The sequence below is a fragment of the Brevibacillus agri genome, assembly GCF_004117055.1.
GTDB classification, from domain to species: Bacteria; Bacillota; Bacilli; order Brevibacillales; family Brevibacillaceae; genus Brevibacillus; species Brevibacillus agri.
Genome location: NZ_CP026363.1, coordinates 2,226,052 through 2,251,563, shown reverse-complemented (window position 1 = coordinate 2,251,563; position 25,512 = coordinate 2,226,052). Strand labels below are relative to the sequence as shown.

The window sequence follows — 25,512 nt, the reverse complement described above, 5'->3', positions numbered from 1 at the left end:
AAAATGAGAAGGAGAAACGATTTTCGTTGGAATCACCCATTTGGAAAGCTATCTTTTTTTGAACGTATCTGGTTGTAACCATGCAAGCCGTCGTCAGCTCGATGATTACGCTGGAAGTGACAAACCCGGCGCGCGTGCAAGTCGCTGGACCGCCGAGCCAAGTTTTCGGTTCGGCTCCTAGCGAAGGGTCGCCGAACCGAAAATCATAACTAGAAAAGAACCAAAACGCGCCCGGACATTGCTCGCCTTGCCAAATGTCCGGGCCTTTTCACGCCAAAAAGCGATCCCTCTCACGTACAGGAAGGAGTCTGTCATGCGAAAAGTCGAAGTCCACCCCTACGATCCGCGCTGGCAAGCCTTGTTTGCCGCGGAAGCCGAGCTGCTGCGCCAAGTATTCCAGGACAACCTCATACAGATTCATCACATCGGCAGTACAGCCGTGCCCGGGCTGAAAGCAAAGCCGATCATCGACCTGTTGCCAGTCGTGCGCGATATCGGGCGCGTCGATGAGACAAACGAACAGATGCGCTCGCTAGGCTACTTGCCAAAAGGCGAGTTCGGCTTGCCCGGCAGACGGTATTTTGCCAAAGGCGGCGACGAGCGCACCCATCACGTCCACGTTTACGAGCAAGACCATCCGGCGATTCGACGCCATCTGGCGTTTCGCGATTACTTGCGCGCCCATCCTGACTGTGCCCGGCTGTACGGGGAGCTGAAGGAGCAGTTGGCAGAGCGCTTCCCGTACGACGCTGCCAGCTATGTCGCAGGCAAGCATGAGCTGGCCTGGTCTCTGGAGCAAAAGGCGCTGGCCTGGAAAGCGCGTGGCGCCAACTAAGCGCCCACGAAAAAAACGCCGGGCGTCTATGGGATGACCGGATCGTCGTTGTTCTTGATTTGTCCATCCGTCCAATCCTTGCACTCTATGCGGAATACCGCCCCCGGATTGACCGATACCGTAGCGGGAATGTCAGGATGCCATCGGTTGTGGCCGGGTGTATCCTGTTCCTCCATCGGTTTGTTCAGGTCGACGCGAAATAATACTTCTGGCATGCTGCATCCTCCTTTTTTTGCTGAAGAATGAGTGTCGCTCCCTCTCCTTGGAAGCAACGTGCATGCCAACAGACGGAAAATTCACAAAATTCACCCATCGCGCTTCTTTTGCCTATATTTTCCTGTATAATAGGGAAGAGAAGCCTGTCGCAAAACGGGTCAGCTACTGGCTTTCTTTTCTCGTTGTCTCCCCTGTCCTGCTTGTATTGCCTCATTGGTTAACGGAAAAATTGTTTGCGTGTTTCACTTTCGAACACTTGTCCTGCGATCGGACAACGAAAACAAACCATTTACCAAGAAGGGATGCGAGTACCATTCTCGAAGCCGACGTGCCACTCTCGTTTATCGGGGCTTCATCCGTTATCGAGCGTTCGCAACATCGCGCTGCCTCTCAACCTCTCGCTGTCGCCAAGCCTCCTGCCGATTCTTTGAATCTATCGCAACCTGCCACGCCTCCTTCGCGCCCTCTCTCGCAGACCGAGGCAGATTGGCGCAGGCTCTTGCTTTTTTGGGCCGAAAAAAGTCACGAGCACCTCATCGCCCTCGACGAGTCCCGGACAGTCGTGTTTGCCACCCGGCTTGCTGGCGAACGATTCGGCATCCGCGCCGGGATGACGCTGGACGAACATTGGCAAGATGCGCTGCGAAAAGACTGGACCTTTGAGGAACAGACAACAGAAGGAGCTGCCCCTATGTGGATTTATCTTCTTCGCCGACGCCCTGCTTCCTCGCCCGCCCAGCAACAACCGACACTTTTCCCAGCCATCGCCACGAAAAGCCCGCTGTACCAAAAACAGTTGCAGACGGCGCGAATCGCCGCCCACTCGCTCTCCCATACGCTGCTCCTGGGCGAAACAGGCTCCGGCAAAGAAGTGCTGGCCAGAGCCATTCACGACGCCAGCCCGCGCAAAAACGGGCCGTTTGTCGCAGTCAATATCGCTTCGCTCCCCAAAGATTTGATTGCGAGCGAGCTGTTTGGCTACGCAGACGGCGCTTTTACCGGGGCCAAAAAAGGAGGGCAGCCCGGCAAATTTGAAGCCGCCAGCCACGGTACGCTGTTCCTCGATGAGATCGGGGAAATGACGCTGGAGCTGCAAGTCTTGCTGCTGCGTGTGCTGGAGGAACGGAAAATTACGCGGCTTGGCTCGCACACCGAAAAAGAGCTGGACGTGCGGATCATCGCCGCCACAAACCGCTTTCTGGAGGACGATGTGCAAAACGGCCTGTTTCGCGCGGACCTTTACTACCGCTTGAATGTGCTGCAAATTCGCATCCCGCCGCTGCGCGAGCGAAAGGAAGACATCGCCTCTTTGGCAGAGCAGTTTCTCCACCAGTTGCACGAGCAATACGAGGGCGGCCCCACGCAACTGCGCGAAACAGCCATGACCGCCCTGCATCGCCATTCCTGGCCGGGAAATGTGCGCGAGTTGCGCAATGTGCTGGAGCGCGCCTTTTTGCATGCCTTCCCCGACCCGCAAATTTCGGTTCAGCATCTCCCGCCTGATTGGACATGGCTCGGGCAGAACGAAGCGGACGCGCAGGCAGACCATTCGCCTCTGTTGCGCACGTTGGAGCGGGAAACGATCCAGCAAGCGATCCGCGAAGCCCCTTCCATCAGCGCCGCCGCGAAAAAGCTCGGCATCGCCCGCAGCACGCTGTACCGCAAGATGAGCGAGCTTGCCATTGGGCCGTGCAGCGAAAGCCATGTGTGACGCTTCGGCTTCGCCTCGCCTATGCTTGTAGACAGCTCGCCCGACGGCCCGCTACGAATTTAATTTGCCAAGGCGCGCCTGATGACCGCGCTCGCTTCCGCTGCTACGCGGTCGTCGCCCGTGTCTTTTGCCTGCATGTAAATCAGCATCGGGATGTAGACGGCAATCAGACGCGCCAACAGCTTCGTCTCTTCATCGACTTCGCCGTATGCGCGGAAAAAGCCATCCCTTGCCTGTGGCGGCAAAAAGCTGTAGGCAATGCTCAGATCGCAGCCGGGATGACCGATGTTCATGTCTCCCCAGTCGATAATGCCCGCGATTTTTCCATCGGGAGCCACCAGCATGTTTTTAAAGTGCAGGTCGCCGTGCATCAACACTTCCTTCGGCTGAATCTGCTCCACGCCAAGCCCCTGCAAATAATCCGCAATCAGCGCGCGATCGGCTTCCGCAAAAGGAATGTCCGTGTCAGCCAGAAACTGCTGCATTTTTTCTTTCCGTCCCCGAATATCCAGCAATCCGCGCTGGTCAGTGGGCGCACCGTTTTCTTTGGCCACCTGGACGGGGAATGCGTGCAAGTTTTTCAAAAAGCGGGCAAGCACGAGCGCAGACGCCGTGCGCTGCTCCTCTGGCAACCCAAGCGGAAAATTCCCGGCGATGTACGTATAGCCGAGAAACGGCAATGGATACGCTGCGCTGCCCTCCCCGTAAAAAAGCGGTTTTGCATACGGGAGCGTAAGAAACGGGCCAAGCTTGGGCAAAAGCCTGCCTTCCAGCTCGATCAGCTCCACAGCGATTTTTCTGCGCGGGAAGCGAAAAACGTATTCCTCGCCAACTACATAGACGGTATTGTCCCATCCGTCCCCGAGACGCCTTACCTGTTTCGAGGACAATGCGGGAAACTGGCTGTAGATCAAGGCTTGAGCCAGCTCCTCCGTCACTTGCCATTCCGCATCCCATGGATTTGTACGACTCATTGCTGTTCACCTTCTTTCTTTTTTCTGTTGGTAGTGGTTTGTGGCACAGGGCTCTTGAATATCGCAAACGGCCTCGGCGTACAGCTCGTATTGCTCCATTCGCTGCCGGGCGGATATGTGCGGGTCACTTTCTGCTTTTTGGCTGATTGCCTTTTTTCCGACCGCTTTTTACGGGTAACGTCAGCATGAGCAAAAACCGGGCGAAGTTCATGGCCCCCTTTGCCCTTGCCACTTGTGCGCTCGCCGCCTCGTTTCCCAATCGCCTGCCTGCATCTTACCACTTTATCTGAAAACGTGATGTAAGTTTTCACCATAAGTAAAAGAACGGACCTGTCTATATTCCTTTTTCCGCCTGTCCCTCTTCATTGAGCTGTATTCTCCCTTCCTTTTACTCACCGAATGAAAGCCGGGTGGAAGTGGAATCAAATCGGATGAAAAAGGCGGAAAAAGCAAAGGGAGCAAAACCAGCATGCTGGCTAGCCCACGCCATGCCCTCTCAAGCCGCTGCCAAACGCGCAGCTTGCTCCCCTTGCCATTTATTCAAATGCCTGTACCGCTCGAAAAACGGCTGGCTGTGTGTGCCCTTATCCCTCCTGCTTCGTTTCGATGGATACCCCTTCTACGTGCTTGCCCCTCAGCTTCTCGCATCGTGACTGCTTGCTTCTCGCTGACTTGCTCCGCTGCCACAGCCCCCTGCTCGCCCCTTCGCGCACCAGCAAAGCCGCTTTGCGTAATCTCCCGCGAGCGCTTAATCATCTCCGGCGGAATCCCCAGCTTCGTGGCGATCACGAACGCGTAGCTCTGGCCCGCTTCGCCGATGCGCAAGCGATAGAGCGGCTGCAGCGTCTCTTCGTCAAACTCCATGCGCGCGTTTTGGAAACCGTCTGTCGCGGCGGCAAAATTTTTGATTTCGTTAAAATGCGTCGTCGCGATCACCGTCGCGCCTCTTCGGTGCAGCTCCTCCAAAATCGCAATCGACAAGCCCACCCCTTCGCCCGGATCGGTGCCGGACGCCATTTCATCGATCAGCACGAGGGTCGAGCTGTCCGTGACCCGCAAGATTTCGATCACATGATGAATATGGGCGGAAAAAGTGCTCAGCGCGTGCTCGATGCTCTGCCCATCGCCGATATCTACCGCGATATTGCGGAAAACAGCGAAGCGACTGCCCTCTCTCACAGGCACCAGCAAGCCGGACTGCACCATCGCGGTCAACAGGCCGACCGTCTTGAGCGCCAACGTCTTCCCGCCCGTATTCGGACCGGTAATGACCAGCGACTTGTAGCTTTTTCCAATCTGAAAATCCAACGGAACCATCTGCCGGCCCAGCAGCGGATGCCGCGCTTCTTTCACGTCGATCAGTCCGTCCTCGTTCAGTTCCACGTTGACTGCGCCCAATGCCAGCGCGTACTTGGCCTTGGCAAACAAAAAATCGTACATGCCGACCGTCTCCACATTTACATGCAGCTCTTGCGAAAATTCCTCCGCGACAGCGGACAGTTGCATCAGCACCTTGGTCACCTCGCGCGCTTCCTCGGCCTTGAGCGCCGCCAGCTCGAACTGTACCGCGCCAAGCTCTGCCGGCTCCATGTAGACAGTTTGGCCGCTCGCGGATTCGTCCACGACACTGCCCGCCACTTGCCTGCGATGCTCTTTTTTGATCGGCAGGACGTATTTGCCGTTGCGCTTGCTTATGACGTTCTCCTGCATGATCGAGCGGTATTTGTTCGTGAGCGAATCGAGCTGCCGCTTCAGCCGCTCTTCAAACACGACGATGCGCTTGCGGACCTTGAGCAAATCTTTGCTGGCCGTATCCACGACCTGCCCGTGCCGGATGCACTGCTCGATCTCCGCCTGCAAGCGGCCCAGCGTGTACATCGTCAGCGCGTACGAGCTGACACGCGGCGCTATTGGCGCTTTGCTCGCCATGTATTTCGAGAGCTGGGCGCAGCTTGCGAGAAACTGGTGCAGGTGCGAAAAATCGGCTTCCGTAAACACATACCCGGTCCCGAGCAGCGACATCATTTGCTCGATTCCTGCAAGCGAAGGAATCGGGACGCTCGCGCCATGCGCAAGCAATGCTTTTGCTTCCGCTGTTTCGTCGAGCTTTTTGCGCAGAACTTTGGCCGAGTCGAGCGGCTGCATGTGCGCGACGTGCTTTTTCCCCACGTACGACACCGCGTACTCCATGAGCGCAGCTTTGATCTTGTCGTATTCGAGGCGTTGCAATGCTTTCTCGTTCAAGGTGAATCGCTCCTTTTTTCGCATCTTTTTTCGCATCTTTTTTTGCTCATCAACAAAAAAAGGACGAAGAATGAACAAACGTCATTCTCCGCCCTTTTTGTGGGTGACCCCAAACCAAGCGCGCGCAAACAGCCTCTCTTCCAAACGGCAATCCGCTCACGAAAAAGTGGCTGGGCTGCCGTCAAAAGGACGCAAAAAAACCGCGCTGAAAACAGCACGGATTTGGGCGCAATGATTGGGGGAAAAACCCCTGGAGCATTGGATGATATCCGCTGTTCTTAACAAATTCCAAGGCCGGAAAGTAACCATCACAAATAAACTTTGCCAAACGTGCAAAATTTTCGTGAACTTGCTCCTAGCCTTTTGTATGGAATTGCGTTAGTTAAGAACAACCGCCGACATCAACATCTCTCCCCTGATAAGGTTACTCCCACTATAGCTCACCAAAACAGCCGCCGTCAAGAAAAGCTGCCGCCGCTAGCCGTTCCCCTCGTATTGCCCTTGCGAAGTCAGCAGCAGGGCAGCTTTCTCGTAGCGCTTGCGTCTTTCGTAATCTTGTTCAGTCGGTTCCAAAATCCGCGACAAGTCCATGTTGTCCTCGATTTCGCCCAGCTTCACCTGCCTGGCGATCGCATCCTGCTTCGCCCGGCGGATGAAGTCCTCGTAGGCTTCGCCTTCGCGCCGGGTCAGAGCAATCACTGCGGCAATGACCGGTTCGGAAAAGCCTGCCGCCTGCAAATCCGCCACCGTGACAGCGGTGTCTTCCAGCACGTCATGCAGCACAGCCGCGATTTTCGTCTCGTCCGTTGGCATGTTCAGCATCACACGCAACGGATGGAGGATGTACGGATTCCCGCCTTTGTCTGTTTGCCCCGCGTGCGCCTGTGCCGCGAGTGCAATTGCCTTTTCCAATGTGCTCAACCCGTCTCCTTCGCTTCATTCGTTCTCGGCTTCCTTGGCATGCGGCGTGTCCCGCTTTTTCCTCTGCCTTCTGAGGGCGAGCAAGCACGCATAGTAAAGCAACGAAGCCGTCATCCCCAGTCAGTAAAAAGAAGAAATCCCCTTGAACAACTCTCCTGTTACGAGCCAGAGTAACAAGGCGGTCGCCGCGATTCCGGCTACGGCGTAGAGCAAAGCCTCCAGCAGCACGACCACTCTGCTCCTTTTTCTACTGCGCAAAGGCCGCAGGAGCCAGTCGATCGCGACAGATTGCGGCAGCCCCAATACAAAGACGGTCGGGAATGTGAACATAGCCGTCGGCAGAACCATGAAGCGATCTTGGAAATAGAAGATCGCCGCGCCAAACGTAAACAAAAAGCTGGCCAAAAGCCCCGCCAGAAAACGCTCCGCCATGACAAAACGGCCCCTTTCTACTTGCCTGCTTCCACTTCGATACCGCTTGCGGCCAGCGGCCTCTCGCGAACAAAAAGCTCGGGATACAAAAGGACAAGACCGTTTGCATCCACTGTGATGTTTTGCACAAAAGCGCCCGCGCGATATTCGAACACCGCAGTATCGGCGTCAGACGCAAGCAGCGTGTACTGCTGCCGCACCCGCCGCCAGGTCAGCTCGTAGGCAGAAAAATAGGCGACGTCGATCTCCTGCGGCACGTTCGGAGTAAACGCCAGTCTTCTGATCGGCAGCGTGTTCGTGAACGGCGTACACGAAAGATCAATATCGACGCAGCCTGCCAGCTCGGCAATCGGCTGTCCCGCCTCGTCCGTCCACTGTCCGTTTCCGTCGGACAAAAGACAGAGCGCTTTTTGCCCTCCCCAATGCCGAATTGAAACTTTTCTCGTGGCCCAACTACGATCGAGCACGATTTCATACTGGATTCTCGCGAGCTTGTCCGGTTCGCTCTCCCCGATCACGAAGCTGTCGACTGTCAACTGCTCCTCGCTTTCGCTGATGGCAAGATGCTCATACCCCGCTCCCGTGCTTGGTTTCCAGATTACGTATGTTGGCAGCATGACTCGACCCCCGATCATTTGTTCCCCTACCATTCCAGTCTACCATGACTTGGATGAAAATGGAATCTGGCAAACACCATTGCGCCATGCGAGAATACCTTATTTTTACAAGTGCACAAAGGAGAAACGAAATGGAGATCACTTCATCCTCCCTGACTGAATCGCAAATGCTGACCATCATCCGCGACGGGCTGCCACCGACGAACCAGCCCAAAAAGATCATCATTGTCGGCGCTGGCATGGCTGGACTGGTCGCCGGGTCGCTGTTGAAGCGAGCCGGGCACCGCGTCACGATTGTGGAAGCGTCGGAACGCCTCGGCGGCAGAGTGCTCACGCTGCGCGCGCCTTTTACAGACGGCCACTACCTGGAAGCCGGCGCCATGCGCATCCCCAGCACCCACCAGCTCACGATGGCCTACATCGCCAAGTTCGGGCTGCCTCTCAACAAGTTCATCAACAGCACGCCGAACGATCTCCTTTACGTAAACGGAATCAAAAAACGGCGCTGGCTGTACGAGCAACAGCCAGACATGCTGCGCTTCCCCGTCGCGCCACACGAAAAAGGCAAGTCGGCTGACGCCCTTGCCCTCATGGCCATCGGGTCGCTCCTCGATTTCATCCGGCAAAATCCGGAGCAACACTGGCCGCTTGTCATCCAGGAATACGATAAATATTCGATGGAGCTATTTTTGCGCCACAATCCGCTCGGTGCGTCCCTGTCAGCGGCGGCGGTCGACAAAATCAAGGTCATGAGCGGCTTTGAAGGCTTTCCCGAGCTGTCTTTTCTGGAAATTTTGCGCGACTTCATCCTTTTCTCGCCCGCTACTCTCTTCTATGAAATAAGCAGAGGGTTTGACCAGCTTCCCCAGTCGTTCGCGCCGGAATTGCAGGAAAACGTTTTGTTCCATCACAAGATGACCAAGATCAGCCAGCGCGGGCCAAAAATCGCCATATCGGGAATCAACCTCGCCTCTTCCCGCTCGTTTCAACTGAAAGGAGATGTCGCGATCGTTACCGTTCCCTTTTCCGTCCTGCAATTTGTCGATGTCGAGCCGACGAGCCTGTTTTCGTTTGGAAAATGGAAGGCGATTCACCAGCTCCACTACGTCTCCGCGACCAAAATCGGCTTGCAGTTTTCGCGCAGATTTTGGGAAGAAGAAGGGCTGTACGGCGGACAGACGATCTGCGACCTGCCTTTGCGCTTTGCCTATTATCCGAGCCACGGGTTTCAGCAGCCTGGCGGGACCATCCTGGCGAGCTACACGTGGGAAGACGACGCGCTGCCGTGGATCAGCATGTCCCACGACGAGCAAATCAGGCAGGTGCTGCGCCAGTTGGCTATCCTCTTCGACGCGCAAGTGTACAGGACGTTTGTGACAGGCGTGGTCCACAATTGGGCGACACAGCCTTTTGCCGCAGGAGGTTTTGCCTTGTTCAAACCGCTGCAGGAGACGGAGCTGTCCGCGTTTTTGACCGCGCAGGAAGGCCCTGTGCCTTTGGCCGGGGAGCACACTTCTCCCCAGTACCACGGCTGGATTCAAGGCGCGATTGAGTCTGGTGTACGCGCGGCGGTTCAAGGACACAGCACGCCTCGGCCCCGTGCGTCAAACGCGTGATGGCACCGAAGCCGGGCGGCTCTTCCCCGCCGCTTCGTCCGGCTACACGCGCACGCTGCCTGTCAACAGCATCTGCATCAGCGCTTTTTTGACCGCCCGCAACTGCTGCAGCCTCGCTTCCTCGATGTTGCGCTTGGAGAGGACGCTTTTGATCCCGGCCACGATTTTTTGCTGTTCCTCCAGAGGGGGGAGGGGGACGAGCATCGTCTCCACGCGCTTCAAGCCCAGCTTCGGCACTCCTGTCACGCCTTTTAGCACTGCAATCTGCCGCTGGCAAAATTCCGAGCCAAGGGCAAACATCAAATAGTCGAGATCAACCTGGTCGCTCGTCGGCGTAATTTTCGCCGCGTTTTCCGTCAACAGCGCACCGTCGAGCGCGTCCGGGACTCTGCCCGCCACGCCTAAATAAATGCCTGCGATCGACAAGTAAATATCGCGTCTGGAGATGGTGTAGCGCTTGATTTTGCTGTAAATCTCTTCGGTTGCGTACTTGAGCTGCTCCATCCGCACCGTATGCTCGCCAAAGTCGGATACCCGTATATACGGATAAGGAGTAACGGTGTCTGTCAGGCTGCTGCCTTTTGGCACTCGTTTTCCGCCCTTGACCTTGGCGATCTCCTTGAGCCTGACCAGCGACCAGCCTTCTGGAATCGTGCCCATTTTCGTCTGGACAAACGCCGTGTGGCCGATTCCTTGCGTAAAAAGTTGCTGCGTCAACCCTTTTTTTACAACCTGCACCTGGGCGATAATCGCGTCGGTCTTCTCGATGACGGCATCGACGGAGGCGAGAATGGCCGCTATTTTTTGCTGCTCCGGCAGGGGCGGGTAGCAGATCGGGATGGACTCCAGTTGTTTCGAGCTGATGTTGAGCTGGGCCACGCCCGCCGCCATGGTCAGCACCTGGTCGCGAAACCGTTTGGAGGTCACCACGAATTTCAAATACTCTCTGCACACGAGCGCGTCATCCTTGACTTGCAATCTCCCGACGCGCTGGTTGAGCAGCGCGGGCAGATCGTCTGCGTGCACTTCGGCGAAATTTTCAATACTGCCAGACATCCCGAGCAACAGATCGCCTGGCTGGAGCACGAACGACTTGAACTTCTCAAGAGCGGTTTTATCGAGGCATTTCGCCTGCGACAAGTCCAGGCGGCCGTTTTTCATGTTGCTCATCCGCACGACAGGAACCCCTTTGTCCACAAACGCGGTCGAGGAAAACGGATAGCCGCCTTGCACGCGCACGGCCCATCCGAGCGGCCCTTTTTTCCATTCAGGCATCGTACCCCAACTCCTTCAGGAAACGGAGCATTTTCCCCTCTACCTCGCCACGCTCTGCCTCCAGCGCGCGCAGCTTGGCCAGAGCTGCCCCTACGTCGATCTGCGCTTCCTGCTCGGACAAGTCGATGTAGCGGGCCATGTTCAGGTTGTAGTCGTTGGCCTGGATTTCGCTGTGCTCGACTACCCGGCAGTATTGGTCGACCGCTTCCCACTTTTCATAGGCGGACACGATGTCCTGCACATCGGAGTCGCGCAGGAAATTTTGGTTTTTCCCTTCCTGATAGCCGCTTGCGCCATTCAGGAAAAACACTTTCCGCTTTTTCGCCGCCTCTTTGTTGCGGTTCAAAATCAGGATGCAAGCGGGAATCCCCGTGCCGTAAAAAAGGTTGGGCGGCAAGCCAATCACTGCTTCTATCAAGTCTTCTTCCAGCAGCCCCCTGCGGATGGCCGCCTCCGCCCCGCTGCGAAACAGCACCCCGTTTGGCACGACCACCCCGGCCTTGCCGTTTGGCGCAAGCGTCGCCACCATGTGCTGCACAAAAGCGAAATCGCCCTTGTCTTTTGGCGGCAGTCCGAAGCGAAACCGGGCGAGCGTGTCCGTCCTTGCTTCTTCCAGCCCCCAGTTGCTCAGGCTAAACGGCGGGTTGGCAATGACGCGGTCGTACAAAATGAGCTCGCCATCTTCGAGCAGCTTCGGCTCGCGGATCGTATCGCCTTTTTCGATCCGGTGGTCCCAAAGGCCGTGCAACAGCAAATTCATCTTGCAAATCGCCCACGTCTTCAAATTGCGCTCTTGTCCGTGCAGCGTAATGCGCTGCGGATTGCCGCCTGTTGCCTTGATGTAGTCCACCGCCTGAATTAGCATCCCCCCGGAGCCTGCCGTCGGGTCGCACACGCGCATGCCTTCCTCCGGCTTGATGAGCCTCACGATCAATTCCACCACTTTGCTCGGCGTGTAAAATTCTCCGCCCTTTTTCCCTGCATCAGCGGCAAACTGCTTGAGCAAATATTCGTAGGCTCGTCCCAAAATATCCGGCTCCGACAAGTTGCCATTGCCGAGGTCAATCGCGGAAAAATGCCGGATCAACTGCTGCAAAAGCTTGTCCGGCAGCCTTTCCGTATCGCTGAAGTCGATTGTCGCCAGAACGCCGCGCAGCACGGGATTTTCCGCTTCGAGCGCGGCAAACGCCTCGTTGATCGCGGCTCCAATCCCTTCTGTCAGCGCCTGCAGTCTGTGCCAGCGCGAGTTTTCCGGGACGACAAACAGGTGAGCGTCCCGAGTGTGTTTGTCGCCATCGCCGACGCCATCTCCGCGCTCCGGGGGATGCTGCTCGGCTTCGCTGAAAACATCGTGCAGCCGCTTGAGAAACAACAAGCCGAAAATGTAGTTTTTATAGTCAGCGGAGTCAATGCTCCCGCGCAAAATATTGGCACATTCCCACAAATGGGATTCTAGCTGCGGCAGCGTGATCTTGAACATGATGACCTCCTTTTGTTCCGCCGTTCTGGCATTCGCTTTTGGCCTGTTCCTCCCGCGAAAAGCATGGTCAGTCCAGGTCAAAAGTTCATCGTCTGTACCGATTTTTTGTCTATTATAGCAGGCAAGGCGAGGGGCGCGGCACCACTGAGCCGAACAGAAAAACCACTATTCGCAAATAGTGGCTACTGACAATTTTTTTGGTGCAAAACGTCTCCGTGGCTGGCGGGTAGCAGCACTCTGGCCCGGCCTAGCCTTGAGCCCGCTGCTCGGCATACGCCGATTTTGCCTGCGAGATGTACGCGAGCAAGTTCGAGTCGAGCGCCAGCGCTCTTACTGCCGCAAATTCCTCATGCGTAATGAACTCCCCGTGTGCAGCCCGATTGCGCAGCCCGTGCAACGCTTTCAGCTTGTCCCCCAAAAGCTCGATGCCGTCGCTTACGATCGGAACGTGCTCGTTTTGCAAGTATTCACACAGCTCTCGCCACATCCGTTTTTTCGGAGCGGTCGCCCCTTCGTGAAAAGAGATGACATCCCGCAGCTCCTGCTCCAGCAAGCCGAAATAGTTCATCGCCAGTCCCGTGTACGAGATTTTGTCGGCTGACTTGCGCGGTGTCGACGATTCCTGGACGAGAGCCGTCGCCAACGTTTTCAACGACTCCTCGCGCAATCCGGTGAGCGTGTGGGCGTAGGATTCATATTCGTTCTCAATCTCGTCGAGCGAGTGCCAGTCAAAGTAAATCATGACCTCACTCTCTTCCTGATCCAGCCCGAACGCCATGTCGTCACTGAACTGCAATTCCCAATCGACCAGTTGGTTGCCCGTATCGACAAACAGCTTGACGCTCCACAAATCGGCCTGTTCCTCGATGCCCCGTGCAACCGCCTGATAGCAGCACTCCATGATGACTTTCATCGCTCCGTAATCGGCCGTATCGTGTTCGCCCATAAACGCATACTCTGCCAAAATGCTCTGCGCTGCATTGCGGACCAGAATGCGCTCCGCTCTGGTCAAGGCAGGTACGGCCTTTACCTGGTTCCGCGCCGCTGGAGGCAGCCCTTTCATTTCCAGTATCTCTCTGACTGCCTCAAAATAATGGCGCTCGCCTTCATCCACCAGCTTCAACAGATCGGTTGCCAGAAAGCGGATCATGTCATCGCGCTTGTGCTCCCGTCTCAAATACGTTCCCATCTGGTCCATGACAGCCAACGCAAATTCGCGCATTCCTTGCAAAGCGTTGTGCGAGGTAGTTGCGGGCTGGAAGTATTCGTTTTGCACTTGTACTTCGGCAAGGGAAGGATTTTGGGACAGTGCCAACCATTTTGCTTCCTCTTTAGGCAAACAGCATATTTTGTATTTTTTGCCCGAACCGCACGGACACGGCTCGTTTCTGCCGAACATAGACACTGACCATTCCCCCACGTCTGGTTTTCGTCAAATGTTGATCTGACTTTAGCTTATTTTCCCAATCTTCACCAGTTTGTAAACATCATATTTCGCGTGGGGGCAGTCACACCGCAAGCAGCACATATCCCCCCGCCAAAAACCAGAGGACATTGCCGATCTCCATGATCCCGACTGTTTTTACAGGCAGCTTTACCCCTTTGGCGGCAATCGCCATTTTGACGACTCCCGGCAAAAAGATGACGCTGACAAGCGCGGGGACATGCGGCAAAAAGGGCAGGCAAAGCAAGAGCAAATGATTGCTTCGGTTTTGATAGACAAGCTTCTTCAATTTTTCCATATATTGTCCCAGGACAACGTGTTCCCGGGAAAACAACTGACTAAGCTGCCGTTCTCCATCTGTTTGATGACGCTTCACACGGGTCCCTCCTCCCGCCTCTCTCTTTCAGGCATCGCAGTGACGTGACCGTGCAGGCTGCGAATAACCTTCCACTTGGAAGTATAAGACGCTAGGAAAAAAGCCCGCCGAAACGTCCGGCGGGCTTGTCCTTTGTCTGTCTGCTAGTTTTCCCATGTATCAATCACGGTTTGAATCTCGCGCAAGCTCGTAATCTCATGCGCCGGAACAATCTCGCCCTCCAGCTTCGCGCCGTGCCGGTTGATCCACATGTTGCGCATGCCGACCGCGTTGGAGCCCTGGATGTCGGTCGTCAGCTTGTCCCCGATCATGACGCCTTCCTCCGCCGTGATGCCCAAAAGGCTCATGGCGTGCTCGAAAATCTCCGCCGCCGGCTTGCCTCGGCCGAAATCTCCCGAGATCACGATATGGTCGAAGTAAGCCGCAAGCTCCGGCACCCCTGCCAGCTTTTGTTTTTGCAGATCAGGCGAGCCGTTTGTGAGCAGCAGCAGTTTGTATTTGGCTTTGAGCTGATCGAGCACCTCGAACGTTTCTTCATAGACGAGCGGACGGCTTTTCCGCTCCGCGACGAACATCTCTCCCAGCTTTTGCCCAAGCTCCGCGTCCTCAATGCCAAGAGAGCGCAAGCCGCGCGTCCACGCTTCCTTCCGGTACGTAGGAACGAACGCTTGCAACTGGCGAAACTCCTCCTGCTTTCCTTCCGCAAATTGCGCCCACAGTCCTTCAAACGGATTAATTCCGATCATTTTCGTAAAGGGGAATGCTTCGAAGGCTTCATACATCGCCCGAGCTTCCTTGCGGACCGCAGCTTCCAGTTGCTCCGCATCCACCTCGTAATGCTTGGCGGCTTCTCTACAGGTCGCCTGAAACGCCTCTTTGACACTGCGCTCATCCCACAATAACGTATCGTCCAAATCAAATAAAATCGCCTTGATTGCCATCAGTCTGATTCCCCTTTTTCTCCTCGTAATCTGTCTCTTGTTCTATGATTACGGAAATCTTCTGTTTTATCAACAGACTTCTGCGAAAAGAAAGCCGGATTCTCGGTCGGCATGATATCGGAAAAATCCCGTTAGCGACTGTCGGACGGCGCCTGCTCTGCCTCTGTGATCGGCAAAACCGTCGAATATTTCACTTCTCGCAGGGACAGGTTCGTTTGCAGCCGGGAAATGCCGAGCTGGTTCAGCCGGCGAATAAAGCTGTTCAGCCCCTTCCGATCCTTGATCGCGACTTTCAGCAAGTAATCGTATTCGCCCGTCAGGCAGTGGCCCTCCAGCACTTCCGGCATGGCGCGCAAGGCGTTTTCCAGCGTCTCCAACTGTTCTGCCTGGTGAATGTTCGTGCTGATAAAAATAAAGCACAACAAATCAAAGCCGAGCTTTTCCTGGTCGAGAATCGCCACCTGCCGATTGATATAGCCTTCCGCCTCCAGACGCTTTACCCGTGTGTGCGTCGCAGGCGGCGACAAATTCACGCGCCGCGCCAGCTCGGCATTGCTGATCGTCGCGTCCTTTTGCAGCAGATCCAGAATGTGCAGATCGACCCGATCCAGCACTTTACTGACAAAAGCTTCCATTTGATTTTCCCCTCTTTTGATTATTCGAACAGCGGCACGTTTTTTTCGCGAAAAACAGATGAAATTTTGTCGAAGTCCACTTTATGAAGCTTTTATTTCGAATTTTTTCTATTATACAGAATCTTATTTTGCAAGTCTAACGAAAATGTTATGTTCATTAACAAGATGATTATCCATTCTTCCGTTATCGCGAAAAAGGGGCTATCTGCTATGCCAAAAGCTTATGTCTTGCTGCTGCTCACCAGTCTTTTGTGGGGAGGAAACTTTGTCCTGGGCAAGTCGCTCGTGGGGCACGCGTCTCCGCTTACCTTGACCAGCCTGCGCTGGCTGATCGCGGTTCTGTGCCTGCTGCCGATGGTCTGGTGGAAGGAACGAAAGCTGTTGCCGGCCAAAGACTCGATCCTGCCTTTGGTGCTGATGGGCATTACGGGCGTCGTCCTCTTCAACTTGTTCCAGTTTCTCGCGCTGGAGACGACGACCGCGACGAATGTCGGGCTGATTTCGACGTTGAACATGCTGTCGATCTCGCTGTTTTCCTTTGTCTTTTTAAAAGAGCAGATCAACCTGTTCCAGATCGGCTGCATGGTGTTTTTGCTCGCGGGCGTGCTGCTTGTGTTGTCAAAAGGCAACGCGGACTACCTGCTCACCTTGCAGTTCAACACGGGCGATTTGTGGATGCTCGCTGCCGTTGGCGTGTGGGGACTGTATTCCATTTGCAGCAAATGGGCCATGACCAAGACGAGTCCGATGATGTCCATCCTCTATTCGGCTGTTTTCGGGCTGGCGATCCTGCTGCCTTTTAACCTGGCTGACTTTACCGTATCCAACCTGAATGCGTCCTTCGTCGGCTCCCTATTGTACACCGGCGTGATTTCCACCGTCGTGTGCATGGTGCTGTGGAACATCGGGGTGCAAAAGCTGGGCGCCACTACATCAGGCATTTTCCTCAACTTCAATCCGATCTTCACGTCGCTTTTGGCCTTTCTATTCCTCGGGGAACAACTGACGTGGATGCAAGGAGTGGGCGGTATTATGGTGATTGCCGGATGTTTTTTGTTCTCCTCCGGGAAAACAAAAGGCAGCGCGACAAAGCCGTCCGCTGCCGGAGAGGCGTGAACGCGAGAAAGCCGTCCCTGGCAGGAACAGTCCCCCGCTTGCCATGTGTGAGCAAGCGGGGGATCGTCCGGGTACAACCGAAAAACAGGCAGCCGGCTCCCCTCGAACCGCTCTCGGCCCTCCTGCTTCTGATTCCACCCATCCAACGGGAGCGGAACGAAGAAATGAAAGTCATCCGTCACCTTGTCAAGGAAATCACCTGTATATCCTGTTTCCAGCGCACATCTAAAGGCGTCAAACGCTTCACGGGTTTTCATCCTGACCACCCTCCTTTTATGATGTGACCCTGCTTCGTTTTTTGCATCCGAGTGCAAGATCTTCACTGGATGAGCTTGCGCTGGCTGGAAATCGTCCCAAGATGGATTCCTTCGTGAACCAGGGCAAAGTTGAACAGCTCGCCTGCGGTATCGAATTGGAAAGGCCCCATGACATACGGCGCTTTCAATGGTGCATCCAGCCTCTCAGGCGTCAGCTCGGATAGGCGGGAAAGCTGCAACGTTAGCAAGGAGAGCAATTCTTCCTTGCTCGGGGGCTCTGTCGTCCACGAAGACGGTTTTGTACCGGAGGCAAACAGCCCTTCATACTGATCCGGAATCAAGGACGGAGTATCAAAACAGAGCGTGGAGTACCGATCCATCCAATAGATCATGTGACCGACATTCCAGCGGATGGTGTTGTCGAAGCCCTTCGGCTGTACATCGAGCTGTTCCTCGGCAGCGACTTGCCAATCTCTCACGTAAATAAAGTAAGCTGTTCATGCTCACTCAGCCGCAGTAATGAATACGGATCATAATCACGGAAATAAGCGTGTTTGATCTCCCGCTCCTTCGTCATAATCAAAGCGTCGCCACTAGCAGAAGCGCGCAAACGGCAACTGTAAACAACAGGAAAATAATCGCGAATGAATTTTCCCTCCGCATGAGCGGTCAGGGCAATGAGCTGGAAGCCTAATTCGTTGGCAATGAAGAAAACAGGGTCCAGCACGTGTTCACTGGATGCTTTCCCGAACGGATTGTCCACGATGACTGTCCGATAACGCTTGCCCGTTTGCTGGATACGCTGGCGCTTTTCCGCCAGGTAGTTGAGGATGCCCAAAAAGAGCGTCATGTTCTTGCTCCACTTTTCTCCGCCAGACCACTTGTTTGACTCTTCCCAGGACGAGAGCGCCCCGCTCACTTGTCCGTCTTTGCTGACCTTCCGACACTTTACACGAATGCTGTCATTGCCCATGACGATGCCGAGAAGCGATTTGGACTGCAGGGAGGCGTAGATAAACTTCTTCATTTTTCCTGCGTCTTCTTTCCCTTCCACATCCTTAAACTCGTCCCCGTCCAGCCGATTCAACATCCAGTCAACGTGCTGACGGAGTAGCTGTTTTCCGATCTCCTCTTTCCACTCCGGAACGTGGAAGCTGTATACTTCCTTCCTGCCGCTCTCTACCTGGACACTCGTTTTTTTCGGGATCGTCTTCAGTTCGACGGCAATTCGCTGCAAGTGGGTGTGCACGATCGTGATGAAATCTTGCAGTTCTTTGTCCCGCCCTTGCAAGTTATCCTCCAATACCCGGATACTAGTGGCGATCGTCCTGGTCAAGGTGTCTGCCCATTCCTGTACCTCGGAAAATTCCTGCTTGTTCTGAATTCCGGCCATGGCTGTGTACCGCAATTTGTTATTCCGAATCTGCCTTTCGCAAAATTGCTTGAATCGGTCCTTTTCAGCCATGACCTTCCTCCATTCCTGCTGTTCAGTCTCCTGTTTCTGGGAGAGCACCCGGATTCGTTTTCGCGCCACGGCCAAGCGCTGGTAAGGGAAAGCGAGCAACTCTTCTTCCCGTACCGGGACATCGGTAACGGCGGCTTCGGCAAAACGGTAAACCTCGTTCTTGGCCTCCAGCTCCCGGATCGTGTCCTCCAGTTCTTTGACTGTTTGGCGGAAGCCCTGCTCCTGCGTCAGCAAATACTCTTGTTTTGCTGCCGTATCCGCTTCCTCCTGGTTCAGCCTTTTCAGCGCGTCGTTGAGATCGCCTTCAAACCTTTCCAGCGGCTCATCTCCAAATCGCTCTCCGTACTTCTCCATCAATGTCACAAGGCGGCCGTTTTGCTCAGACAAACGATTGCTCCGCTCTTCCGTCACAATACGCTGGGCCGCGACCCCTTTTTTCAATTCTGCGACCTTCCTGACTATACGTTCGTACTGGACGTCTCCATCCACCGGATAGACGACCGGATGTTCCAGCGGCTGATCCAGCTTCGCCAGCACCAGATTCATTCCGCGCTGATTCGCTTCGATCTCCTTCGCCAGACGCTCGGCCTCCCTCTCTAATTCTGCCCGGCTCGCTTGCCGCTCCCGCAACCTATCTGTCAATTGCTCTCGCTCGGCACGCAACCTTTCGAAGGAGAACCGGGGAGTGGCCGGCGGGAACTCTCTCACCTGTTCATAGAGCCATTCCCCGCGAAGATGTGCCAGGGCCGTGGTCTTCTCTTCCCGCTCTTCCTGCAGTTCTTGCTCTTGCGCCTCCAGCGTTTTCAACGCCCTGTCCAGGGCCTGCAAGTTTTGCTTCAGCAGTTCCGCCTCGCGCACGAGCTCATCCTCTTGTCTTTTTGCCTCCTCCCATACTTTTTTCTGCAGCATATACTGGTTCGCCTCTTGCAAACGATAGCCCAAAGTCTGCTCCAGTCCTTTTTCTTCGGACAGCTTCTCCGTATAATGCTTCCTTTCTTGTTCGATCTTCTTGATTTGTTCCGTATGATTCGCGATGTCCTTCTGGCATCGTTCTTTTTGCGCCTGGCATTCGTCCCGCTGCCGCGTCCAGTCTGCGTACCGTGCCTGCGGATAGTCTGCGTAAAAACAGAGCAGCTCGCTTTTCAACTGGTACAGCTTCTGGTACTCGGTTTCCTTGTCTTTGCGCGCTTGAATAACTGCAGCCGCTTTTTCTTGCAACTCCCGCTTCCACTTCTCAAACCGTTCGTGATCCAGATTGTCCTGCCAATGGCTCGGGACGATTTGGCGGTAAGAGAATGCATACTCTTCGCCTGCTTCCAGCCATTTGCGCGCTTCCTGCAAGGAAAGGAGGATGACAGGACTGCGGAGCTGGTCGGCATGCTTTTGCAGCCTCGCTGCCAGTTGTTCGATTTCCTGTTCGGTAGTAATCAAGGCTGCTGCCCAATAAGGGAAGCGGGCAGTGAGAGCTTCCAGAGCGATCTCTCCACGTTGCAGCACCTCTTGGAGAAACTGCGGTCCAGTCTCCAAATAGTGAAACGACTCACTCCATCTGACGACGAGCGCGGCCAATTCGGGATCGGCCGCATACACGCCGCTTTCAGCGTATTCATCGCTCAGCCTTGTCACTTGTCGCTCCCGCGAAAATGCCTCTTCTTTTTCCTTCTCCAAAATCGCGACCTTGTCCATTACCGTTTGGGTTACGCTCTCCTGTCTGGTGTAGAGCGAATCCAGGTAGGACAGCTTGGGGATGTGCTCGATCAAGCTTGTCAGGACGCTTTTTTGCTGCTTCTCGGCTTCCGTACACCGCAATATCCATTGGTTCGCTTGCTCTTGCCAGGCCATAAGCTCCTTGCGAGTTTCCTCCAGCCTGCTTTCCAGCTTGGCCTGCTGCTCCTCGCACTCTTTGATGTGCTGTTGGTAAAGGCTTTGGTTCTCCTGATTTTTCCTCAGCTCTTCCTGCCAGACAGGAATGAATTCTTCGACCGTTTCGCGAAGTGGATTGCTCAAAATATTTCCGGCAATTCTCTGCTGCTCTTTGGACGCACCTTCCATCCGCTCTCGCAAGGCCGCTTGCTTGTTCTTATTTGCCTCGAGACGTTCCCGCTCTTGTTCGCTTTCGTTTCGTTTGGCCTTTTTTTGCTGGAGCACACTGTCCAGTTGGCTGCGGATCATGCTCTCCTGCTGTTTCCATTCTTTTTCCGCCTGGTCGTAGTACCCGCGAATTTCTCTGTTCGTGCGCCCAAGCGCTTCTTTGATCTGGGAAACGTCCTGTTCTTCATCCAGCCTCGCAATCTGGGATTCGGCCAATGTCAGCTTTTCTTCGGCCACTTGCTTTTGCGACTGGTATTTGGCATATTCCAGGGTGTACTGGTGGCGTTCCGCCCTTTCGGCTTCCAGCGTCATTTTTTCAAGCTTGCGCGATTCCTCGCGCCATTCGGCACCGTATTGCTTCACGACTGCTTCCTGGGCTGCAATATCCCGGGATGCCTTTTTCCAGTTTAAAGTATGCTTTTTTCTCTGCAATTCGGAAAGTTGCCCTGCGATTTTCTCGGCTTCCGCTGTTACCAGCAAGAGTTCGTTCCGGGCGTGCTGAAACAGTGCCTTCGTCCATTCCTTTTCCCGTTCCAGCAACTCTCTCGATTCCTGATACGTGGCAAACACTTGTTTATACTGCTGCACGGACCTTTCCAGCAGTTGACACTCCTGGATTTGCATGCGGAGCTGCTTGCTTTGCTTGAACTGCTCTCGCTGTTTTTCAAAAATTTCCGCAAAAGCCTGACCATTGTTGCCGCTGATTGCCTCTTCCACCGTAGGGATCAACAACTGCGACACCAATTGGTCCGTCGTCTTGCAGTCGTCAAAAAAAATCTCCACGCCGCCTTCCGCACCGTTTATCGTCGCTACTTTACGCCATTCGGCGGGAATCAACTGAAAGTGTTCTTCCAGATAGGCATGATACTCCCTGATCGTCGCAAACGTACGCGCGTTCATATGCCGAGAACTCATCTGCGTGTAGTATTCCTGCATTTCTCCTTTATCTGCCGGTCGCTTTTTCCCAAACGCCCCTTCTCTGGAAAAAGGAAGCTCATCGATCGCATGCGGATTCCCCTCTTCATATTCATACACATAGCGCAGCGAATCGAGGTCGTTGTTGTGCAAAAACAAGCTGACAGCGGTCAAAGCGTAACGGCGAGGAGAGTCGTTGATAATCCATTCAATAGCAATATGAGCAGGAGTGCCTGCCAGCGATAACGTCTCCCTGATTTTGCGTCCCGCCAGCTCTTGATGCGGCAGCACGGTTTGCAGGGCCGTCTGGATGAAGACGGTTTTCCCTCCGCCATTTTCAAGCAAAATCGCGCCGTTATGCCCGTCAAACACGAACAGCTCATCATTATAGCGCTTGCTTCCTCCCTCATAGATCACATTGGTAAAGCGAATTTTGGAAATGACAGGCATTTACGCTCCCTCCTTCTGCTTCTCCTGCCCGGAAATGAAGTCCAGAATTCCCCGATTGTAATCCACGTCCATGTAGTAGCGCTGAATAATCGTCTTGGCTTTTTCCGTGAGCGTCAGCTCCTGGTTCCCTAGATCCGCGATCAGACCTTGTTCTCGCAAAAAATTTTGGACGATAGACAAAAAGCCCAGGCGGCTGTTCGTCCGTCCATCCTGCTGCCTGGAAGACTCACGTAAGTCATCAATGGCCTCCCATTTCTCCACCAGCAGACTCCAGTTATATTCATACTCGGCGTCAAGTGCTTGCAAGCGCTCCGGACCATGTTCCTTCAACGTCTGGATACGGGCGTCGATGCTTTCCAACCAGCTTCCCAAGGTGATAAAATCTCTCGTCATTTCCGTTGAGTGGTAGCTGTCGTAAAACTCGCCAAACAGAATGAGGATAGCTACGTACATCATGTACAAATCAATGTTCTTGGCTTTGGCGGGCAAGTATTCTTTTTTCAGCGAAGCATTTTTCAAATGGAACGGAGAGCTTACCGCGAGCGGAACCATGTACAGCTTGTCCCCCGCAGGAATGACGGCACAATCCACTTCGCGTGCGAACTGCTCCACCAGCCCTCTGATTACGTCATTGCCCACATACATTCTCATGCTTTCCGTATCTGCCTGTCCGTCCCGGCTAAGTTGAGAATAGATGCGAAAGGCCGTCAGAACCTGCTCGTTGTCATACATGGGAACTCTCCTTTCTGCATACCTTCATATCTTGTATTTCAAATCGCTTCGTAAGCTGCAAGCGTTCCTCTAGCTCAATCACCTCGATGCGCTGTCCAGGCTGCAGCAGGGCGAGCACTTCCCCCAGCAAGTGATGGTCTTCCTCTTCGTGCGCCTTTTGCAACGGGGAACGCTGATGTACGAGCAACCAGAAATCATAAAAGGACCGATGCTGCAGCCAATGTTCATGCCCATTTTCCCGCATATGCCGGGCAACCTGCGAAATCGTAGCCTCTCCTTGTTCATCGAGAACAGTGAGGACATAGCGCATGATTTTTCCAAAGTTTTGCTGCTGGACGATCGTCTGCTCCTGTTCCGCTTCATCGGTTACCTCTTCAAAATCGCCCTGACCTTCTTCCTCGAGTTCGCCCCCTACCCGCTGTTTTTCAAACACAGCCAGCGGCGACCAGCCTGTATGTTGCTCCAGGGAAAGAAACGGCGCAAGCAATGTTCTCGTCGCGGTCAGAGGCAGAGGGGAAGCGATCAGGCGAGCGACGATTTCCTGGTCAAAATTGAAAGATTGCAAAGCCACATGGTATAGCGTCTCCTGTGCCGCCTGGAGAGCTGTCGTTTTCAGCACGATGCTGTCTTTCAACAGTTCCGTATGGGCAAAGTGCACCTCTCCTAGTTCCCGATCAATGCGTAAAATATATTCATACGCCCGGTGTTCTTTTTCTCCTTTGCGCTCATACAGAAGCCGCTCTTTCGTTTCATCGACAAACCCTTGCAGTTCGTGAAACTCTTCATGTTCTCTCGCAAGACGCAGATGGATGTCTTCAATGACTTGCTTGTAGCGCACATACGTCTCTTCCGAAATAATGTTGCGCTGCACTTCATGCTTCATCCGCACCATGCGTTCCTGCAAAGCTTCCACATCGATCCGCATCTCGCTGATTTGCCGCAGCGCTCCTCCGAACTCACCTTTTTCCAACTGTTTTCTCAATAGCAATTGATTAATCGACAAATGAAACTCCCGGAAAAACTCCTTTGTGGCAAAAACCAGCTCTAGCCCGTCTTCATCGAGGGAATAATACTGCTTGTTGGCCGCTATATCTCCCCGCTCTGCTTTCAAAATCGAAAACTCCACCTTGTCCATCTGCCGTGTCTCCCAGTTATAAAAGCTCCGGTGGTTGCGTTTGCCACTGGCGGGCCGGAACGTCTCAATAATCGTTCGGGCGATCTTTTCAAATCCCTCATCCTCGAGGTCGATCTCCTCCTGGTTCATCTGCATGAGAAAGGCGGCAAGCTCTTGCACCCCGGTCTTTTTGTTGCGGATTAACATATTTTCAAAAAAGAACAGCAGAGCTAACAACCCCAGTCCAAACATATCGATAGGCCGCTCTTGCCGATCTTTTTCCCGCTTGGCATCCAGCTTGTGCAAAGGATCAAACAACGCAAGACGCTGGATGCGCTCCTTGTAGTCCTCCAGCACACTTTCCAGCCTTTCATGCTCCACTCCCTTTCTCCTCCCTTCTCTCTGCTGCCGAATCAAGCAGCCTGTTTCGCAGCGCTTCTGCCGGGATCGCTTCTTGCGGCACATACTCTTTGTTTTTCAACAAGGCCGAAACCTGCGTTCTTTCTTCTTCCGAAAAGAACGAGATGAACTGTTCAATCGCGTTTCCGTTCACCCGCTGCCCTCCTTTTCCGGTGGATGCTTGCTGTCGCAACAATGCCCGATACAGTTCAACTGCCGGCACGGCCCCGCATTTTTGAGAAAGCGCGTGCCAGATCGCCAAACCTTCATGATCGAGGTCGCCAAAATATTCGAACTGATGACGCGCATCCCGCCCCACTCCCAACTGCTCTGAAAGGCCGTCAATTCCGGAAACAACCTTCCAACCGGCTCCATAAATCAAAGTCGCATAGGGAAGCGAAGACAGGATGGGCAATATCGCATAGTAAGTGGTTTTATTCTCGACGATCAAGTGCCGATAGATACCCTGTTGTTCTCCTACCTGTTGCAGATGGACCGCAAACATAAGCGGATCGGGCATAGCTGTAACCTTCAACTGCTCCCACACGCCGATCGCCTCCAGCAGCTTGCGCCCTCCTTTCTCATCGATCCACTTTTCGTCCCCGACCAAGTGAAAGGAACGCTCAGGTGCCGTCGCTTCGCTCTGCGGAAATCCCCGTTGCGTGAGGTAGTCATGCACTTGCTGGATGTACGGCAAATCTTTGCTCCATCTGGATTCAGCAAGCCGAAAATAGACGTCCAGCCTGATACTCGGATGAAAGCACAACTGTGCTTGTTTTATTGCTTGCTTGATCGGCTGAGAAAGGACGGATTTCTGGATGCGGTAAGCCATAGGGAGTGGCGGATTTTTGGCGTTCGTCCCGGAACTTCGAACGGGGATGAGGATCTGGTTGTCGAGCAATGTTTGCATGGCTCGGTGAAATTGCGGGTACGTTGTCTGCGGATCAGCCCATGTTTCAAACTGGCCGAGGGATATTTTTGTGCTTTTATAGGACTTTAGATGCTTGATAAATGTATCGTACATAGAATGAAATCACCCTTTTTATATTATAGGGCAAGGGAACAAGGAGAGGCAGGATTTTTTTTGGGGGGGGTGTTTTTCTTTTGCTTCTAGGGGAAAAGAGCGTTTGAGTGAGGGAAAAGTCTTTTTACAGCGGTGAGGTTCATACACAAAACTTTTTACGCTCTCTCGCAGAACTGCTCGAACATAATCGTTTTTTCCGTTCAGCCTAATTTTTAGCGATAAAAGCCGTGAT

Annotated in this window: 19 protein-coding genes and 3 pseudogenes; 4 read left to right on the top strand and 18 right to left on the bottom strand. The window is 54.1% G+C overall.

Annotated elements, in window-relative coordinates; all coding sequences use genetic code 11:
* Window positions 1-313 precede the first annotated feature (313 nt).
* Window positions 314-835, top strand: coding sequence for a GrpB family protein (locus BA6348_RS11265; RefSeq protein WP_122953227.1), 522 nt, complete (start codon window positions 314-316; stop codon window positions 833-835).
* A gap of 38 nt (window positions 836-873) precedes the next feature.
* Here BA6348_RS11265 and BA6348_RS11260 read toward each other — a convergent pair.
* Window positions 874-1,050, bottom strand: a pseudogene (locus BA6348_RS11260) (acetamidase/formamidase family protein); the annotation flags it as partial.
* A gap of 500 nt (window positions 1,051-1,550) precedes the next feature.
* On the opposite strand from BA6348_RS11260, the gene BA6348_RS11255 reads away from it, so the two are divergent.
* Window positions 1,551-2,762, top strand: coding sequence for a sigma-54 interaction domain-containing protein (locus tag BA6348_RS11255; RefSeq protein ID WP_005829127.1), 1,212 nt, complete (start codon window positions 1,551-1,553; stop codon window positions 2,760-2,762).
* A 59-nt stretch (window positions 2,763-2,821) separates the two neighbouring features.
* Here BA6348_RS11255 and BA6348_RS11250 read toward each other — a convergent pair whose 3' ends face one another.
* The 5 genes and pseudogenes from BA6348_RS11250 to BA6348_RS11225 form a co-directional block, all read right to left on the bottom strand.
* Window positions 2,822-3,736: a phosphotransferase gene (locus BA6348_RS11250; RefSeq protein WP_122953229.1), complete on the bottom strand. Its 915-nt coding sequence runs from the start codon at window positions 3,734-3,736 to the stop codon at window positions 2,822-2,824.
* A gap of 714 nt (window positions 3,737-4,450) precedes the next feature.
* A pseudogene (locus BA6348_RS11240) lies at window positions 4,451-5,980 on the bottom strand (endonuclease MutS2); the annotation flags it as partial.
* 477 nt (window positions 5,981-6,457) lie between these two features.
* Window positions 6,458-6,901 carry an HD domain-containing protein gene (locus BA6348_RS11235; RefSeq protein WP_122953230.1) on the bottom strand — a complete coding sequence of 148 codons (444 nt, stop codon included), beginning with the start codon at window positions 6,899-6,901 and terminating at the stop codon, window positions 6,458-6,460.
* A 120-nt stretch (window positions 6,902-7,021) separates the two neighbouring features.
* Complete coding sequence (locus BA6348_RS11230; protein WP_242507479.1) at window positions 7,022-7,333, bottom strand: hypothetical protein; 312 nt, start codon at window positions 7,331-7,333, stop codon at window positions 7,022-7,024.
* 17 nt (window positions 7,334-7,350) lie between these two features.
* Window positions 7,351-7,950: a putative glycolipid-binding domain-containing protein gene (locus tag BA6348_RS11225; RefSeq protein WP_005829137.1), complete on the bottom strand. Its 600-nt coding sequence runs from the start codon at window positions 7,948-7,950 to the stop codon at window positions 7,351-7,353.
* A gap of 131 nt (window positions 7,951-8,081) precedes the next feature.
* On the opposite strand from BA6348_RS11225, the gene BA6348_RS11220 reads away from it, so the two are divergent.
* Complete coding sequence (locus BA6348_RS11220) at window positions 8,082-9,566, top strand: flavin monoamine oxidase family protein (protein ID WP_122953231.1); 1,485 nt, start codon at window positions 8,082-8,084, stop codon at window positions 9,564-9,566.
* A 42-nt stretch (window positions 9,567-9,608) separates the two neighbouring features.
* Here BA6348_RS11220 and BA6348_RS11215 read toward each other — a convergent pair whose 3' ends face one another.
* From BA6348_RS11215 to BA6348_RS11190, 6 genes are all read right to left on the bottom strand, one after another.
* The gene (locus BA6348_RS11215; RefSeq protein ID WP_005829141.1) at window positions 9,609-10,841 is read right to left on the bottom strand and encodes a restriction endonuclease subunit S; all 1,233 of its coding nucleotides are present in this window, start codon (window positions 10,839-10,841) and stop codon (window positions 9,609-9,611) included.
* On the bottom strand, window positions 10,834-12,321 hold the full coding sequence (locus tag BA6348_RS11210) for a type I restriction-modification system subunit M (RefSeq protein ID WP_005829142.1): 1,488 nt from the start codon (window positions 12,319-12,321) through the stop codon (window positions 10,834-10,836). The genes BA6348_RS11215 and BA6348_RS11210 overlap by 8 nt, the downstream gene beginning before the upstream one ends.
* A gap of 247 nt (window positions 12,322-12,568) precedes the next feature.
* Window positions 12,569-13,720 carry an SEC-C domain-containing protein gene (locus BA6348_RS11205; protein WP_005829144.1) on the bottom strand — a complete coding sequence of 384 codons (1,152 nt, stop codon included), beginning with the start codon at window positions 13,718-13,720 and terminating at the stop codon, window positions 12,569-12,571.
* Between the two features lie 109 nt (window positions 13,721-13,829).
* A complete protein-coding gene (locus BA6348_RS11200; RefSeq protein WP_007784717.1) occupies window positions 13,830-14,141 on the bottom strand; it encodes a hypothetical protein in 312 nt (103 codons plus the stop codon).
* A 143-nt stretch (window positions 14,142-14,284) separates the two neighbouring features.
* Window positions 14,285-15,082, bottom strand: coding sequence for an HAD family hydrolase (locus tag BA6348_RS11195; RefSeq protein WP_007784720.1), 798 nt, complete (start codon window positions 15,080-15,082; stop codon window positions 14,285-14,287).
* 131 nt (window positions 15,083-15,213) lie between these two features.
* On the bottom strand, window positions 15,214-15,717 hold the full coding sequence (locus BA6348_RS11190; protein ID WP_005829150.1) for an Lrp/AsnC family transcriptional regulator: 504 nt from the start codon (window positions 15,715-15,717) through the stop codon (window positions 15,214-15,216).
* Between the two features lie 210 nt (window positions 15,718-15,927).
* Between BA6348_RS11190 and BA6348_RS11185 the strand changes: the two genes are divergently transcribed.
* Window positions 15,928-16,833 carry a DMT family transporter gene (locus BA6348_RS11185; protein WP_035317401.1) on the top strand — a complete coding sequence of 302 codons (906 nt, stop codon included), beginning with the start codon at window positions 15,928-15,930 and terminating at the stop codon, window positions 16,831-16,833.
* Window positions 16,834-16,934: 101 nt separating this feature from the next.
* Here the strand turns inward: BA6348_RS11185 and BA6348_RS27830 are convergent.
* The 6 genes and pseudogenes from BA6348_RS27830 to BA6348_RS11155 form a co-directional block, all read right to left on the bottom strand.
* Window positions 16,935-17,090 (bottom strand): annotated as a pseudogene (locus tag BA6348_RS27830) (nuclear transport factor 2 family protein); the annotation flags it as partial.
* A gap of 62 nt (window positions 17,091-17,152) precedes the next feature.
* Window positions 17,153-17,569: a DinB family protein gene (locus BA6348_RS11175; protein WP_007784725.1), complete on the bottom strand. Its 417-nt coding sequence runs from the start codon at window positions 17,567-17,569 to the stop codon at window positions 17,153-17,155.
* Window positions 17,566-22,011: a coiled-coil domain-containing protein gene (locus tag BA6348_RS11170; RefSeq protein ID WP_122953232.1), complete on the bottom strand. Its 4,446-nt coding sequence runs from the start codon at window positions 22,009-22,011 to the stop codon at window positions 17,566-17,568. The genes BA6348_RS11175 and BA6348_RS11170 overlap by 4 nt, the downstream gene beginning before the upstream one ends.
* A complete protein-coding gene (locus BA6348_RS11165) occupies window positions 22,012-22,743 on the bottom strand; it encodes a DUF6063 family protein (RefSeq protein ID WP_005829158.1) in 732 nt (243 codons plus the stop codon).
* Window positions 22,736-24,238, bottom strand: coding sequence for a hypothetical protein (locus BA6348_RS11160; protein ID WP_005829160.1), 1,503 nt, complete (start codon window positions 24,236-24,238; stop codon window positions 22,736-22,738). Before BA6348_RS11160 ends, BA6348_RS11165 begins: the two co-directional genes overlap by 8 nt.
* Entirely contained in the window at window positions 24,228-25,280 is a 1,053-nt protein-coding gene (locus tag BA6348_RS11155) for a Wadjet anti-phage system protein JetD domain-containing protein (RefSeq protein WP_005829162.1), read from the bottom strand. Before BA6348_RS11155 ends, BA6348_RS11160 begins: the two co-directional genes overlap by 11 nt.
* Window positions 25,281-25,512: the final 232 nt, after the last annotated feature.